Raw genomic sequence first — 14,280 nt, forward strand, 5'->3', positions numbered from 1 at the left:
ATAGAGCTGCTTCCGCATCAATGCCTCCACTCGATTCGGAAGCCTTGAATCACAACTCTGCGCTGGCGGGAATCCTAATTGAGTACAGACCCTAGTCGTCATGAAAATAGCGAGCTTGTGAAAAGCGTTGCCGCCCCGGCTACGCCTACTTCAACCCGCCTACCGCCTGCTGATAGACATCAGGCTTAAAGCCAACCAGTATGCGGTTGCCGATCTCCAGCACCGGCCGCTTGATCATCGTCGGCTTGGTCAGCATCAGCGCCTTGGCTTTCTTCTCGTCGAGGTTCAGCTTGTCCTTGTCGGACAGCTCGCGAAACGTCGTGCTCGCCTTGTTGAGCAGGATTTCCCAGCCAACCTTGCCGGACCATTCGTCCAGCCGGTCAGCGTCCAACCCTTCGACCCTGTAATCGTGAAAGCGATAGGCGACGTCGTGGCTTTCCAGCCAGACACGCGCCTTCTTGATCGTATCGCAATTGGTGATGCCGTACATCGTGATGGTCAAAATTTTGCCTTCGGGCTGATCGCTTGTCGATTCCGACCGCACCCTAAAACCGCACGTCCCACTTTGCCAGCGGCACCGCCAGCATCTTCGAATTTTGCGCTTGCAAACACTAAGGGATTTTCCTAAGTATTTTCCGAACCAGCTTTGGCCATGATCAGAGGCGCGAGAACGACGTGACCGTTTCAACAAGCCCACAGACCGCTAGCATCCCGCCGATAGACGGCATCTTCCGCGCGCTTTCCGATCCGACGCGCTGCCGGGTTGTCGAGCGGCTGAACAGAAGCCCCGCCTCGGTCAGCGAGCTTGCGCAGCCATTCGACATGGCCCTGCCCTCCTTCATCGAGCATCTCAAGGTGCTGGAAGGCTGCGGGCTGGTGCATTCCGAAAAAGCCGGCCGCGTCAGGACCTACCGGCTTGCGCCCGAGCCGCTGAAGCTCGCGGAAAATTGGCTGGCAGAGCAGCGTGCGCTGTGGGAGCGCCGCCTCGACCAATTCGACGCCTACGTCATGACACTCAAGGAGAAAGATATATGAGCATCGTGTTCAAACCGGACCCCAGACTGGACCTCGTTCTCGAACGCGTCGTCGACGCGCCACGAGAACTGCTCTGGACCGCCTACACCAAGCCCGAGCATGTCCGCCAATGGTTCACACCGAGGCCGTGGACCATCACGGATTGCGAGATCGATCTTCGGCCCGGCGGCCTGTTCAGGACCCGCATGCAGTCGCCGGACGGCAAGGAGGTAAACGACCGCCATTGCTGCTATCTCGACATCGTGCCGAACGAGCGGCTGGTATGGACCGATGCGCTGCTGCCTGGCTATCGGCCGTCGGGAGACCCATTCATCACAGCGGTCATATCATTGCAGCCGGAAGGCAAGGCGACGCGCTACACCGCGACCGCCATCCACCGCGACGAAGCCACGCGCAACAACCACGAGGAGATGGGCTTTTTCGATGGCTGGGGCACCGTGGCCGACCAGCTTGCGCAATACGTCAAGACGATCTGACACCGCGTTTTCTCACATGGCGGCCAGGGCGTCGTCCTGGTCGCTCAATTGCCAGCGGCCATAGAGTTGATACCGGCCCTGCCCCAAGAAACTGTGGATGAGCATAAAGTCCCGCACCGTCCAGCGGATCGGTTCGATGACCCGTTCGCCTGGCTTCGCGATACGCGTCCTGTCGCGCAGCAAGGTGACATGAGGTTCGAAGGAATTCGCCACGAAGTGCTTCAGCGGGCTGTCGGAGAGCGTAGCGGCGAGGCTGCGCCAAAAGGTTTGCAATGCTGGGATGCCGTCGCTGCCGCGCAGCACCAAGGCGCCGCCGCCGAAGGCCGACAGGCGATCGAAGGAGACGTCGAACGATGCTGCCTGAACGAGGCCGCCGGCGCGGCAGGCGGCTTCCACAAGCGACATTGGCAATCCGTCATGATCGCCGAGCCCAAACAGCGAGATATGCAACTGCTTTGCCGGATTGAGCTTGCCGCGCAGGCCCAACTCACGTTGCCAGCCAGCCGCCTTCAGCGCCAGCGGTGTAGCGATCGCGCTTTCCAAAAGAACGGCGAAAAACAGCCGATCGTTGCGCCGCTGGTCCGGCTCGTCCCAGCGGAAGAAAGTCTGGCCGTTCTTGCCGATTCCGAATGAAGGCAGCTCGTTCATGGCTGATCCCGTCCGGCATTTTGTGTCCGACGATTTTTAGAACAAAGACGGAACAAATTAAACGGAAAAATGCGGAGGCGCCTGCAAATTGGTTCGATGGGCCGGCCCACACGCGGATGGCCGGCAAGGCCGACACTTGAATGTAATGCACTTTTGCATTACGTTTCAGGGTTAGCCAATCGGGAGATTCTACGATGACGACACTGACCGTAACGGCACGGGGGCAGGTCACTTTTCGGAAAGATGTGCTCCAACACCTGGGCATCAAGCCGGGAGAAAAAATTGAACTGGATTTGCTACCGGATGGTCGGGCAGAGCTAAAAGCATCGCGGCCGAGGGGATCGTTTCGCGACCTTCATGGCTTCCTGAAAGGGAAGACGAATGGCCAGGTTCTCACTATTGAGGAAATCAATGAGGGAATTGCCGAGGCTGGTGCGGCCGCCGGGGCCGGCAAGGAATGAAGATCACGGCTGATACGAATGTTCTGCTCCGCGCCTATGTGGCGGACGATGCCAAGCAGGCGAGTGCCGCTGTCGAGTTGCTGGCAACCGCTGAAATCGTGGCTGTAAGCTTACAATCCCTCTGTGAATTCACGTGGGTCTTGGCCCGCCAATATAAGACTGCTGGTGAGGACATTTCAGCCGCGATCCGTGCCTTGCTGAATACGGAAAATGTCGTGGTCAATCGGCCCGCAGTTGAAGCTGGTCTATCGGTCCTTGATGCTGGTGGTGATTTTGCTGATGGTGTGATTGCCTATGATGGTAGCTGGCTAGGTGGGGAAGTCTTCGTTTCCTTTGACAGAAAAGCCGTGAAGCTTCTTTCTTCACAAGGGCATTCGGCCCGTCTCCTAAAGGCGAGCGTCTGATGACCCATGTCTTACGTCAGATAGCAGCCGCGCTCGATGGCGAGGCGGCGCACCAGCGCCAGCACATTGTCGACGGTGGGCGTCGGCTGGCCAGTCAGCCGGCCAAGCTCCTGGACCGCCGTCACCAGCGCATCGATCTCCATCGGTCGGCCGCGCTCCAGATCCTGCAGCATCGAGGTCTTGTGCTCGCCGACGTCGCCGGCCCCCTTGATGCGGCGGTCGACCGATATCGGGAAACGGACGCCGAGGCTTTCGCCGATCGCCTGCGCTTCCAGCATCATGGCGCGGGCAAGCGTGCGGGTTGCCTCGTCGGCAGCGATTGCCGCAAGCGTGCTGCCGGTCAGCGCAGAAATCGGGTTGAAGGAGAGATTACCCCAGAGCTTCACCCAGATTTCGCCGCGAATGTCGTCGCGAACCGGCACCTGCAGCCCCGCCGCTACCATTTCTTCGGCAAGCCGGGTGACACGCTCGCTCCTCTCGCCCGAGGGCTCACCAAGCGAGAAGCGTTTTCCCTCGATATGGCGGACTAGGCCGGGCGCATCTACCTCGGCAGCGGGGTAGACGACCGAGCCGATGACGCGATCAGGCCCAAGCCGGTCCCAGATCACCCCGCCGGGATCCACCGCTTGCAACCGCGTGCCGTCGAGCGGCCCACCGATCTTGTGGAAGTACCACCACGGCACGCCATTCTGCATGGTGACGACGGCTGTCCCCTCGCCCAGCAGCGGCGCGATTTGGTCGAGCGCTGGTGCGACCGAATGGGCCTTGAGCGCCAGCACGACATAGTCCTGGACGCCCAGTTCCTGCGCCTGCGCGGCGGCCCTGACAGAGGCGATGGATTCATGACCGTCTTCGATCAGGCGAAGCCCGTTCGCCCTGATCGCGTCGAGATGCGCGCCGCGCGCGACGATCGACAGATCGACTCGGCCGGCCATGGCCAGTTTGGCCGCGAGATAGCCGCCGATCGCGCCGGCGCCAAAAATGGTGATCCGCGTCATTATCCCAACCCGGGTTTGGCAAGACCGAGTTTGGTCGCGAGACCGATGCGCTGCAGCTTGCCCGTCGCGCCTTTCGGGATTTCGTCCAGGATCAGGACAATGCGCGGCACCTTGAAGTCGGCAAGCCGCATCGCGGCAAAGCTGCGAATATCGCCTTCGGTGGCGGCCATGCCTTCGCGCAGCACGATCGCCGCCGCGACCTCCTCACCGAGCTTGTCGTGTGGCGTGGCGAAGGTGACGACCTGCGCCACCGCCGGATGGTCCATCAGCACGTCGTCGACCTCGAGCGGCGAGATTTTCTCGCCGCCGCGGTTGATGATCTCCTTGAGCCGGCCGGTGACGCGCAGATAGCCGTCTTCGTCGAGCACGCCCTGGTCGCCGGTGTGAAACCAGCCATGCGCGAAGGCGGTGGCATTAGCGTCCGGATTCTTCTCGTAGCCCGTCGTGACATTGGGTCCGCGAATGACGATCTCGCCGGTTTCACCGGGCTTCAGCAATTGCCCGTCCGGCGCCATCACCGCCACCTCCGGTCCGGCAGCGGCGCCGACGCTGCCCGGCTTGCGCAGACCCGGCGGCAACCGGTTCGAGGCCATCTGGTGCGCGGCCTCGGTCATGCCGTAGGATTCGATCACCGGGCAGCCAAAAGTCGCTTCGAGCTCGGCCATCACCTGCGCCGGCAACGATGCCGAGGACGAGCGAATGAAGCGGAGAGGCGCTATCGCCAGCGCCTCGCCATTGCGCGCCGCGCGCGGCAGGATCGCCTGATGCATGGTTGGCACCGCCGTGTACCAGCTCGGCCGTGCCTCGCCCAGCCAATGGAAGAAGCGCAGCGCGTTGAAGCCCGGCGTGCAGAAGACGCTGCCACCTGATGCAAGCGAAGACAGCACCGCCGCGATCAGCCCATGGATATGGAACAGCGGCATGATGTTTAGGCAGCGATCACCTGATGTCAGGCCGAGCGTGGCGCCAATATGGGCGGCCGAGGCGGCGAGATTGGCGTGGCTGAGCGGCACCAGCTTGGGTCGTGACGTGGTGCCTGAGGTGTGCAGCAACAGCGCGATGTCGCCGTCCTCAGCCAGGCCGGGCGAAACAGACGGACCAACCGGTTTGCCCTCGACCTCAAAACTGCCGGCTGGCGCGTCACGCCGCGCGACCAGCCTCAGCACAGCTATGCCGAGACGCTCGGCAACCGCGACCGCCGGGCCGCTTTCGTCCTCGGCGACCAGGATTGCGTTGGCACCGATGTCGGAGAGATAAAAATCGAGCTCGTCGGCCCGGTAGGCCGGGTTGAGCGGCGCCGTGGACGCCGCCGCGGCCACCGCTACAAAGGCAGTCGCCATCTCCGGCCCGTTCGGCAGCACGATGGCCACCCGGTCGCCACGGCCGAGGCCCATTGCATTGAGCTGCGCTGCCGTTTCGGAGATCAGGCGGCGCAGTCCGCCATGAGTCAGCGTAATCCTGTCGGGTGCCGAAATCGCCGGCGCATCATCCGCTCCGGCGGCAAGCCGTTCAATGATCGACGCTTCAGACAACGCGAACCTCTAGGTCGCCGACGCCATCGATATGACCGCGAAGAACATCGCCGCGAATGACCGCGCCGACGCCCGCCGGCGTGCCGGAAAGAATGATGTCCCCGGGCATCAGCGTGAAAAGGCCTGAGAGATAGCTGATCATTTCCGGAACTTTCCATATCATCTGGTTGAGGTCGCCGGTCTGTTTGCGCCCGCCATTGACGTCCAGCCAAATCGCGCCCTGGTTTGGATGACCGATCGAGCTTGCCGGAACCAACGGCGTGCATGGCGCCGACGCCTCGAAGGCCTTGCCGACCTCCCATGGACGGCCCATGTCCTTCGCCTTACCTTGCAGGTCGCGCCGCGTCATGTCGAGGCCTACGCCATAACCGAACACGCAGTCCAGAGCCCTTTCGACCGCGATATCCGTACCGCCGCTTTTCAGCGCCACGACCATTTCGATCTCGTGATGGACATCGTTGGAGGCCGGGGGATATGGAAATTCTCCGCTGACATTGAGGTTGTCGGGGTTCTTCTGGAAGAAGAACGGCGGCTCCTTGTTGGGGTCGTGTCCCATCTCGACGGCATGCGCGGCGTAGTTCCGCCCGACGCAATAGACCCGGTGCACCGGAAACATCTTGTCGGTTCCCGCCACCGGAATGCCCGGGATTGCGGTCGGTTCGATGACGTAGCTTGAGGTCGTGCCGTGCATGTTCACTGTCTTGCTCCTGCATAGTATTCGACTTTGGCTTCGGCCCTCTCGATCAGTTCGGCGATCAGCAGGGCGAAGGCAAAAAGGATGATGGTCAAGGCCCAGAATTCGGCCATGCGGAAATTTCGCGAGAAGGTCTCGAACAGCGCACCGTAACCGACGATGGCGACGAGCAACTGGCCGATGACGACGCCCTTGACGCCGCGGATGAGGCCGAGGCGGATGCCGGCAAGGATTTCCGGAAGTGCCGCCCACAGGATGATCTTGGTATAGAGCGCCGGGCGTGAGGCGCCATAGGAACGCGCCATTTCGATCAGCGACGGCGAGATATGGCGGACCCCGGCGCGGGTGTCGAGAACGATGATCCAGATCGCAAACAGGAACACCGCCGCAACGATCGTCTTCTCGCCGAAGCCGAACAGGATCATCAGCACCGGGACGATGGCCGAGAGCGGTGCGCTTGAAAAGATGTTGACCCACATGCCGAGCAGATCGTCGGCGATCTTGACGCGTCCCATCAGGATGCCCAGAGGCACGCCGATGACGATCGACAGGACCATGCCCATGGCGAAGGCGCGAAGGGTCGTGACCGTCGCGCTCTGCCAGGACGAGGTCTGCACGAGGTTGAACGCTGCAGCCAGCACGTCGCTAAACGGCGGCAGCAGAAAGATAAGGTCCAGCCGGCCGACGACTTCCCATACGACGCACCAGACGAGCAGGGACGCCATCATTGGTACTCGGTAGCCAAACAAGGTCATGGCCGGTCACTCCACATACTGCTTCAGCCCCTGCCAGATCTCGTCGACCGTATCGAGATAGTGCCTGTCGCGATGAATGCGCTCCGGGTCGCCGGAGCGGTCGATTGCCGGTTCGATGATCTGCGAAACCCGGCCGGGTCTCGGCGACAGCAACACGATGCGGTCGGAGATGTAGACCGCCTCCTCGATAGAATGCGTCACGAAGATGAAGGTCTTGTTCTGGTTGGTGCGCAGCCTGATCAGGTCTTCCTGGAACTTGCGCCGGTTCTGCTCGTCGACCGCCGAAAACGGTTCATCGAGGAGCAGGACGTCGGCATCGACTGACAAGGCCCGCGCCAGGCCGACGCGCTGGCGCATGCCGCCCGACAGCTCGTGCGGATATTTGTCCTCGAAGCCGGCGAGGCCGACTTCGGCGATGTAGCGGCGGGCGGTCTCCTCGCGCTCGGCCTTGTTGGTGCCGCGCAATTCCAGCCCGAAGGCCACGTTGCGCGTCACCGTCGCCCAAGGCATCAGCGCAAAATCCTGGAACACGAAAGCGCGTTCGGGGCCAGGTGCGCTGACGCGCTTGCCGTTGATCGCGACGGTGCCGCCATCGGCCCGTATCAGCCCCGCTATGATCTTCAACAGCGTCGTCTTTCCGCAACCGCTGGGTCCGAGAAGGCTTGTCAGCTTGCCCCTGGGAAAGTCGAGATCGATGCCGCGCAAGGCTTCGACATTGCCGTAGGTCTTGGAAATTCCTCTCACTTCCACGATTGAATCGATCGGTGCGGGAACCGGCGACGGTCCATTTCGCAATGCGGTCGCGCCCATGTTAAGCACCTCTACTCTCGGGCCTGAAAACACGGACTTCCACCCACTGCAGAAAGACGAGCGTCAGGGTTGAAAGCGCAATGATCGAGGCGATTGTTGCATACATCTCGGCGTAATCTGCGCGCGAGCGGTGGAAGGTGATGAGATCGCCGATGCCGGTCGGGGTGATCAGCAGTTCGGCGAGCACCACGCCGACGAAGCCGGCAGCGACGCCGAGGCGCAAGCCGGCAAAAATTACCGGGCTGGCATCCGGGAGAATGATCTTGGCGATGGTCTGCCAGCGTGTGCCCAGGAACGATCGGCACATGACGAGCAGCGACTCGTTAACGTTGCGAACGGCCTTGTAGGTGTTGAGAACGATGACCGGCAGCGCCAGGATCATGACGGCGAGCGTTTTGGCGGTCATGCCGATGCCGTAGACGAAGGTAACCATCGGAATGAAGGCGGCGACGGGTGCAGCCTGAAGCACGATGAACACGGGAATCACCAGCCATTCGCCGGTGCGCCACAAGCCGCAGATCGTGCCGAGACCGACACCCAGGAACGCCGACAGGACGACGCCGAGCACCAGCGGCTGCAGTGTCGAAAGGTAGGCAGTTGCCAGGCTGCCATCGGCGAGTAGTCCGAAAAACGCGATGATCGTGTCGGAAAAAGTCGGGAAGGCGAAGCTGACGGGAATGCGCCCGGCCACTTCCCAAACCCCTGCGAACAGGACGATCGACACGAGCCTGAGCAGGATCGGCTGGTCCCACGACGCGCCCGTTGCACTGCGGTTGGAAAGAGGAGCGAGGCTGGCAGCCTCGCCGTCGGTTCTGATGCTTACGGCCATCAGGCAGGCCGCCTATTTCTTGCCGAGCTTGGCGACAGCACGGTCGAGTGCGGAGACATCCCAGAAGTCCTCGACCTTGAGGCCTGCGGGATCGCCTTCGATCTGCCCGGCAAGGCTGAAGAAGGCGAAGTCGTCGGCGGCCGCATCCGCTCCGCCGCCATTCAGCGCGAGGCTGCCGGCTTTCGCAGTTTCCTTGTAGTATTCGGTGATTTCGCCATCCGCTTCCGCGCCGAGATCCGGCAGCAATTTGTACTTGTTGCGGAGCTCGACCGGCACCGCCGGGTTCGCGGTGATTTCGCGCGCGGTCTTCATCAGTTCCTCGACCAGGATATCGACATCGGCGGCGTTGTTCTTCAGATAGTCTGCGGTCGCGAAAAGCGCTTCGTCCGAGGCGCCGAGATCCTCGACCGGCAAGACGATGAACTTGCCGGGAGCTTCGGCCTCGAGCGCGCGCCTGTTGGCGGCATCGACGATCGACGCCTTCAGCGTTCCCTGGAGCAGCGCATTGCGGCGAACCTCGGAACCCGGGACATAGCTGATGTTGCCGAGCTTGATGCCGTGGTTCTTCGCCATCAGCAGCATGACCGCCTCGGTGCCGGAACCGCGCGCCTGAACGGCGACTTCCTGCCCGTCGAGATCCTTCCATTCCTTGTAGAATTCGCTGTTGACGACAGGAAAGAAGCGCAGCGTGGATATCTGCGCAAAGATGCGGATCGGCACACCCACCTTCTGGATAAGAGTATAGGGCGCGCCGATGCCAACATCGGCCTGGCCGCCGACAATGGCCTGGGCTGCCAGATCCTCGTCATTGAGAACAATGAGCTCGACATTCACGCCGCGTTCCTTGGCGCGCTCTATCGCGGCGAGTGTCTGGATGGATTCTATACCCGGAAGGTCGCCGAATGCGATGCGCATGTCACCTGCGTTTGCGGCCGACAAGGGCATTGCACATGCCAGGGCCGCAGCAAAAGCGGTGGCAAGGATGATACGTCTGGTGATGCTGGCCATTGTCATTCCTCCCGTTTTTTGTAACCATTGCCTTGATTGGTTAAGGCTAAGGGGCGAATTGGTCAAGGAGAAACTGCACCATCTCGGACACGATGGCCCAGAAAACTCGGCAGTTGACGGTTTACGCTAATCGTTTTAACACCAGCAAAGGGAAATCTTAGGCGAATTGGTTAAATTAATGGACGATGCCGGAAATGGCGGTCACGCCGCCCTGGTTCAGCTTCAGGCCTATCTTGCCCAGATGGACCATGCCGGTGAGACGCGGCTGCCTGCCGAGCGCGAATTGTCCGAGAGCCTCGGCGTATCGCGCGGCGATCTGCGCAAGGCGCTGGCGGTGCTCGAGAAGGACGGCCGCATCTGGCGTCATGTTGGCAGGGGCACTTTCGTCGGCAGCGGACCAGTCGAGGAGACGATCGGGATTTCGGAAATCGCCGGGCGCACCAATCCGGCCGACGTGATGCGCGCGCGCCTCATCATCGAGCCCGAGATTGCGCGCGAAGCGGCGCTGCACGCAACGCTTTCGGATATCGCCTCGATGCGGCAATCGCTGGTGCAGACGCGGGAAGCCGTCACATGGCGGCAATACGAGAATATCGACAATCTGCTCCACCGGCAGATTGCGCAGGCGAGCCGCAACAATGTGCTGCTCGGCCTGTTCGATGTGCTCAACGCCGTGCGCCGAACCGTCGTCTGGGGACGTCTTCGCTCAGAAGGCGCCCGCCCTCCGGCAGACCATCACAGCTTTGCCGACCATGAACGGATCGTCGAAGCGATCGCCGAGCGCGACCTCGGCGGCGCGGCGACGGCGATGCGCCTGCATCTCCAGCAGGTCGAGAGGCGCTTGATCCCCGTACGCGAAGCCGCCGAATAGCCGAGCCGCGCCTCAATGGTTTTGAACGGACATCTCCGCCTCTCCATTGGGGCACATCGCACTCGATTGGGGTCCAGGGGCACAGCAGCGCCGGATAGCGGCGCCCGGCTCAAGGACGGGATAGACCTTTCGACGGAATTTGTTGAAAGTGCCGCGCCGATACCGACCAGGCCGGTGCGATCGAGCCGCACGGCCGGGAAAGACCGTCGCGGCAGGACGAGACATAGAGGAGTTTTGAACCATGACCAACCCGACGCACCTGCCCGCCGAGGGCCTTTTCATCGGCCGCGCCAGGGCCAGCGATGCATCGTACCCGCTGGTGGTCACTGTTCGCGACGGCACCATCTTCGACATCACATCGAGCATGGCACCAACCGTGCGCGACGTCTGCGAGATGCCGGATCCGGCAGGCTACGTCCACGCTGCCAGGGGCGAACCGATCGGGTCGCTTGACGCAATCGCCGCCAACAGTTTCCAGGCCGCGCGCGATCCGGAAAAACCATACCTGCTTTCTCCGGTCGACCTGCAGGCTATCAAGGCATCGGGCGTCACCTTTGTCGTCAGCCTGCTCGAACGGGTCATCGAGGAGCAGGCGCGCGGCTCGGCCGAGAAGGCGGACGCCATTCGCGCCGATATCGCCGGGCTGATCGGCCATGATCTGTCGAAGCTCAAGCCCGGCTCGCCCGAAGCGATGGAGATCAAGGCCAAGCTGATCCAGCGCGGCGCCTGGTCGCAGTATCTGGAAGTGGGCATCGGCCCCGACGCCGAGATCTTCACCAAATGCCAGCCGATGGCCTCGGTCGGCTTCGGCGCCGATGTCGGCCTGCATCCGGTGTCGACATGGAACAACCCCGAACCCGAGATCGCGATGATCGCGGCCAGCAGCGGCAAGATCGTCGGCGCAACAATCGGCAACGACGTCAATCTGCGCGATGTCGAAGGGCGCTCGGCGCTGCTGCTCGGCAAGGCGAAGGACAATAATGCCTCAGCCTCGCTTGGACCATTCATCCGGCTGTTCGACGCGACATTTTCCATCGACGACGTAAAGCAGGCCATCGTGCGCCTGAAGGTCGAGGGCGAAGACGGATTTTCGCTGGAGGGCGCCAGCTCGATGGCCGAGATCAGCCGTTCGCCGGAGGAACTGGTCGCCGCCGCGATGGGGCCGCATCACCAATATCCCGACGGACTGGCGCTTTATCTCGGCACCATGTTCGTGCCGTCGAAGGACCGTGGCGAAAAGGGCAAGGGTTTTACGCATAAAATCGGCGACATCGTCACCATCTCATCGGAGAAATTCGGCGCGCTGGTCAACCGCGTGCGGCTGTCGCCGGACTGTCCGCATTGGACCTACGGCGCCAGCCATCTGATGCGCGACCTCGCCAAGGCCGACCTCATCTGAGACAGGACCATTAATCATCCAGTTGGCCAGCAAACCAGCACCAATGCGGTCCAGAGCGGTCTAACCTATCGGTTCTGAATTCTTCAGGCCGATGTGGGACTCCACGCGAGGTCTTCGCTTCGAGAGGTATAAGGCTCGTCGATAGGTCCGATCCAGCTATCGAATTTCAATCAGAAACGCACAAGCCGTAAGCAAGGTCCACCGACAATCACAACCAGGACCTCAGCAATCATGACCTTGCGTATCCTTTTCGCCTCGACCGCCATAAGCCTGCTCCTCGGCGCGGCCGTGCCGGCTTTTTCCGAGAGCGCGGCACCTAGCCCCACTGGGGCTTACTCGCAGACCACTGATACCTACACGTTTCCGCTCGGCGACCTTGGCATCGTTGCTTTGTCCGACGGTACCGTTCCGCAGGACCTGCACGCCCTCCTGACAGGGACCTCACCTCAGGAGGTCGACGAGCACCTCAACCACGCCTTCTTGTCCAATCCGGTGGAAGCTTCCATCAACGCCTTCCTGATCCGGGACGGCGCGCGGCTAACCCTTGTCGACACAGGTTCGGGGCAACTCTTCGGCCCAGGCTACGGCGGGAAGCTGCGCGACAGCCTCGCCAGCATCGGTGTCATGCCGCAGGATATCACCGACATCCTCATCACTCATATCCACACCGACCATACGGGCGGCCTTGTCGCTGACGGCAAGCCCGTGTTCGTCAATGCAACGGTTCACGTCGGAGCACCCGATCTCACCTTCTTCCTGGACGCGTCGAACTCGGAAAAAACAGGCTACGCCCGCCAGTACTTCGACGAAGCCGAAAAGACGATCGGCGTCTATCAGCGGGCGGGCAAGGTGAGGACGTTCTCCGACAACCAAACAATCCTCCCGGGAATCGTGGCGACGCTGCATCCCGGTCACACGCCGGGTAGTGCCTTTTTCACGGTATCAAGCAAGGGGCATTCGATCGCATTTATCGGCGACGTCATCCACGTCGCGGCCGTGCAGTTTCCCGATCCTGCTGTCACCATCTTATACGACGTTAACCCGGGAGAGGCGGCAGCAGTGCGGGAGAAGACCTTCGCGTCCTTCGCAGACGCTCGCCAACTCGTTGCCGCGCCTCATCTTCCATTTCCCGGCGTCGGGCACATCCGCGCCGAGGGCGGCGGCTCGTTCACCTGGCATCCAGCCGAGTACCGAAACCGGCAAGGAAGCCAAGGGCTGTAGCCAAGGACCGAGGCTGCAGGGGCAAGCGATCACCAGGCCCGCTTAGCGGCCTTGGGCCCGCGCCGTCTGAAACACCTGTTCACGCAGCCAGCCATGAGCGGGATCGCCGCTCATGCGCTGATGCCAAAATGCGGACATCTGGAACTTGGCGAGGGCCAGGGGAGGCTCGAAGAGATCGAGCGACGTGGTGAAGCGCTGCAGGAAACGGCGCGGCAGGGTGCAGATGCAGTCGCTGCCCATCAGCACCAAGGGGGCAAGCGCATAGCTCTGGATAGAGACCGAGACCCGACGCTCACGTCCGAGGGCGGCCAGCGCCTCGTCGATCATGCCGGAGAAGCTGCCTCCGCTGGTCGAAATCAGGAGGTGGTCAAGCGAGCAGAATTCATCCAGATCGAAAGGCTTGCTACCCCTTGGATGATCCTTGCGCTGTGCCGTGACGAACGCTTCGTCGAACAGCGTCCTTCCGATCAGTCCACCCGCCACATCCTCGGCCGCGCCGATGAAGAGGTCGATGTCACCCTGCTCGAGGTGAGCGGCGATCCGAGCCTTGTCCGGAAGTACAAAAGCGAGGCGGATGTGAGGTGCCTTCGCCTTCAGGAAAGGGATGAGCTCCGGTGCGAGGATGGCCGCCGGATTGTCCGTTGCGGCGATCCGGAAGACGCGGCGGCTGGTGGCGGGATCGAAGAACTGCGCCACGTTGGCGAACTCGCGCAATCGTTCGATCAGCTTGGCGAGTTCGGGCTGGAGCGCGGCGGCGTGCGGTGTCGGCACCATCCCGCGGCCGGATGATGCCGGGATCAAGAGTTGGTCGCCAAACAACTGCCGCAGCCGAAGCAAACGAGCGGAAAGAGCAGGTTGCGTGATGCCGAGCCGAGCTGCGGCATGGGTGACGTTCAGTTCCTTCAGGAGAGCATCGAGGGTTAGGAGCAGCCCCCCGTCGATCTCGAGCAAACGTTCGCGCAATTGAGCTCGTCCCTCAGGTTAAGACAGCATGGACCCGCTGCCGAGGCTCCTCGTATCGCACTGTTGGCTTCCAGGCAAAGCGCTGCCCAGTTCTATCCACCCGATGGAGGCTCATCATCTGCTACAAGCATAGCGCTCAGGGTCGATTGCCGAAGCTCGGTTGGGACGTTTGCCCG

The 14,280-nt window shown here is 61.9% G+C and carries 17 protein-coding genes; 7 read left to right on the forward strand and 10 right to left on the reverse strand.

From position 1 onward, the window contains the following. Window positions 1-145: 145 nt before the first annotated feature. On the reverse strand, window positions 146-502 hold the full coding sequence (locus tag ABID19_RS04425; protein ID WP_354488315.1) for an ArsC family reductase: 357 nt from the start codon (window positions 500-502) through the stop codon (window positions 146-148). 173 nt (window positions 503-675) lie between these two features. Between ABID19_RS04425 and ABID19_RS04430 the strand changes: the two genes are divergently transcribed. Both ABID19_RS04430 and ABID19_RS04435 read left to right on the forward strand, forming a co-directional pair. Then, entirely contained in the window at window positions 676-1,035 is a 360-nt protein-coding gene (locus ABID19_RS04430; protein WP_354488317.1) for an ArsR/SmtB family transcription factor, read from the forward strand. Continuing rightward, window positions 1,032-1,511, forward strand: a complete 480-nt coding sequence (locus ABID19_RS04435; RefSeq protein WP_354488319.1) for an SRPBCC family protein — start codon at window positions 1,032-1,034, stop codon at window positions 1,509-1,511. The genes ABID19_RS04430 and ABID19_RS04435 overlap by 4 nt, the downstream gene beginning before the upstream one ends. Before the next feature lie 12 nt (window positions 1,512-1,523). Here ABID19_RS04435 and ABID19_RS04440 read toward each other — a convergent pair whose 3' ends face one another. Continuing rightward, window positions 1,524-2,159, reverse strand: a complete 636-nt coding sequence (locus tag ABID19_RS04440; RefSeq protein ID WP_354488321.1) for a 2'-5' RNA ligase family protein — start codon at window positions 2,157-2,159, stop codon at window positions 1,524-1,526. A 194-nt stretch (window positions 2,160-2,353) separates the two neighbouring features. On the opposite strand from ABID19_RS04440, the gene ABID19_RS04445 reads away from it, so the two are divergent. After that, the gene (locus ABID19_RS04445; protein ID WP_354488322.1) at window positions 2,354-2,620 is read left to right on the forward strand and encodes an AbrB/MazE/SpoVT family DNA-binding domain-containing protein; all 267 of its coding nucleotides are present in this window, start codon (window positions 2,354-2,356) and stop codon (window positions 2,618-2,620) included. Beyond that, complete coding sequence (locus tag ABID19_RS04450; protein WP_354488324.1) at window positions 2,617-3,024, forward strand: type II toxin-antitoxin system VapC family toxin; 408 nt, start codon at window positions 2,617-2,619, stop codon at window positions 3,022-3,024. The genes ABID19_RS04445 and ABID19_RS04450 overlap by 4 nt, the downstream gene beginning before the upstream one ends. An 11-nt stretch (window positions 3,025-3,035) precedes the next feature. Here ABID19_RS04450 and ABID19_RS04455 read toward each other — a convergent pair whose 3' ends face one another. From ABID19_RS04455 to ABID19_RS04485, 7 genes are read right to left on the reverse strand one after another with little or no spacing between them, the layout of a single operon-like run. Beyond that, window positions 3,036-4,022, reverse strand: coding sequence for a 2-dehydropantoate 2-reductase (locus tag ABID19_RS04455; protein ID WP_354488326.1), 987 nt, complete (start codon window positions 4,020-4,022; stop codon window positions 3,036-3,038). Continuing rightward, window positions 4,022-5,554: an acyl--CoA ligase gene (locus ABID19_RS04460; protein WP_354488328.1), complete on the reverse strand. Its 1,533-nt coding sequence runs from the start codon at window positions 5,552-5,554 to the stop codon at window positions 4,022-4,024. The genes ABID19_RS04455 and ABID19_RS04460 overlap by 1 nt, the downstream gene beginning before the upstream one ends. After that, a complete protein-coding gene (locus ABID19_RS04465; protein WP_354489455.1) occupies window positions 5,547-6,245 on the reverse strand; it encodes a fumarylacetoacetate hydrolase family protein in 699 nt (232 codons plus the stop codon). Before ABID19_RS04465 ends, ABID19_RS04460 begins: the two co-directional genes overlap by 8 nt. Window positions 6,246-6,247: 2 nt before the next feature. Continuing rightward, a complete protein-coding gene (locus ABID19_RS04470; RefSeq protein WP_354488329.1) occupies window positions 6,248-7,003 on the reverse strand; it encodes an ABC transporter permease in 756 nt (251 codons plus the stop codon). 6 nt (window positions 7,004-7,009) lie between these two features. Next, window positions 7,010-7,813, reverse strand: coding sequence for an ABC transporter ATP-binding protein (locus ABID19_RS04475; protein WP_354488331.1), 804 nt, complete (start codon window positions 7,811-7,813; stop codon window positions 7,010-7,012). A gap of 1 nt (window position 7,814) precedes the next feature. Beyond that, entirely contained in the window at window positions 7,815-8,642 is an 828-nt protein-coding gene (locus ABID19_RS04480) for an ABC transporter permease (RefSeq protein WP_354488332.1), read from the reverse strand. 12 nt (window positions 8,643-8,654) lie between these two features. Continuing rightward, window positions 8,655-9,650, reverse strand: coding sequence for an ABC transporter substrate-binding protein (locus ABID19_RS04485; protein WP_354488334.1), 996 nt, complete (start codon window positions 9,648-9,650; stop codon window positions 8,655-8,657). 178 nt (window positions 9,651-9,828) lie between these two features. Between ABID19_RS04485 and ABID19_RS04490 the strand changes: the two genes are divergently transcribed. From ABID19_RS04490 to ABID19_RS04500, 3 genes are all read left to right on the forward strand, one after another. Then, complete coding sequence (locus ABID19_RS04490; RefSeq protein ID WP_354488336.1) at window positions 9,829-10,521, forward strand: FadR/GntR family transcriptional regulator; 693 nt, start codon at window positions 9,829-9,831, stop codon at window positions 10,519-10,521. Window positions 10,522-10,762: 241 nt separating this feature from the next. Continuing rightward, window positions 10,763-11,920 (forward strand): fumarylacetoacetate hydrolase family protein, encoded by a 1,158-nt coding sequence (locus ABID19_RS04495; protein ID WP_354488338.1) that lies wholly within the window; start codon window positions 10,763-10,765, stop codon window positions 11,918-11,920. Between the two features lie 231 nt (window positions 11,921-12,151). Next, window positions 12,152-13,141 carry an MBL fold metallo-hydrolase gene (locus ABID19_RS04500; RefSeq protein ID WP_354488340.1) on the forward strand — a complete coding sequence of 330 codons (990 nt, stop codon included), beginning with the start codon at window positions 12,152-12,154 and terminating at the stop codon, window positions 13,139-13,141. A 42-nt stretch (window positions 13,142-13,183) separates the two neighbouring features. Here ABID19_RS04500 and ABID19_RS04505 read toward each other — a convergent pair whose 3' ends face one another. Continuing rightward, on the reverse strand, window positions 13,184-14,104 hold the full coding sequence (locus ABID19_RS04505; protein WP_354488342.1) for a LysR family transcriptional regulator: 921 nt from the start codon (window positions 14,102-14,104) through the stop codon (window positions 13,184-13,186). Between the last annotated feature and the right edge of the window lie 176 nt (window positions 14,105-14,280).

The sequence above is a fragment of the Mesorhizobium robiniae genome (genome assembly GCF_040545535.1).
Classification (GTDB): Bacteria; Pseudomonadota; Alphaproteobacteria; order Rhizobiales; family Rhizobiaceae; genus Mesorhizobium; species Mesorhizobium robiniae.

What these genes read in the sequence shown, in the direction of transcription:
- ABID19_RS04475 (WP_354488331.1), bottom strand. Translation starts at nt 7,813, where the DNA reads ATGGGCGCGACCGCATTGCGAAATGGACCGTCGCCGGTTCCCGCACCG.
- ABID19_RS04465 (WP_354489455.1), bottom strand. Translation starts at nt 6,245, where the DNA reads ATGCACGGCACGACCTCAAGCTACGTCATCGAACCGACCGCAATCCCG.
- ABID19_RS04435 (WP_354488319.1), top strand. Translation starts at nt 1,032, where the DNA reads ATGAGCATCGTGTTCAAACCGGACCCCAGACTGGACCTCGTTCTCGAA.
- ABID19_RS04470 (WP_354488329.1), bottom strand. Translation starts at nt 7,003, where the DNA reads ATGACCTTGTTTGGCTACCGAGTACCAATGATGGCGTCCCTGCTCGTC.
- ABID19_RS04500 (WP_354488340.1), top strand. Translation starts at nt 12,152, where the DNA reads ATGACCTTGCGTATCCTTTTCGCCTCGACCGCCATAAGCCTGCTCCTC.
- ABID19_RS04495 (WP_354488338.1), top strand. Translation starts at nt 10,763, where the DNA reads ATGACCAACCCGACGCACCTGCCCGCCGAGGGCCTTTTCATCGGCCGC.
- ABID19_RS04455 (WP_354488326.1), bottom strand. Translation starts at nt 4,022, where the DNA reads ATGACGCGGATCACCATTTTTGGCGCCGGCGCGATCGGCGGCTATCTC.
- ABID19_RS04490 (WP_354488336.1), top strand. Translation starts at nt 9,829, where the DNA reads ATGGACGATGCCGGAAATGGCGGTCACGCCGCCCTGGTTCAGCTTCAG.
- ABID19_RS04480 (WP_354488332.1), bottom strand. Translation starts at nt 8,642, where the DNA reads ATGGCCGTAAGCATCAGAACCGACGGCGAGGCTGCCAGCCTCGCTCCT.
- ABID19_RS04440 (WP_354488321.1), bottom strand. Translation starts at nt 2,159, where the DNA reads ATGAACGAGCTGCCTTCATTCGGAATCGGCAAGAACGGCCAGACTTTC.
- ABID19_RS04445 (WP_354488322.1), top strand. Translation starts at nt 2,354, where the DNA reads ATGACGACACTGACCGTAACGGCACGGGGGCAGGTCACTTTTCGGAAA.
- ABID19_RS04485 (WP_354488334.1), bottom strand. Translation starts at nt 9,650, where the DNA reads ATGGCCAGCATCACCAGACGTATCATCCTTGCCACCGCTTTTGCTGCG.
- ABID19_RS04450 (WP_354488324.1), top strand. Translation starts at nt 2,617, where the DNA reads ATGAAGATCACGGCTGATACGAATGTTCTGCTCCGCGCCTATGTGGCG.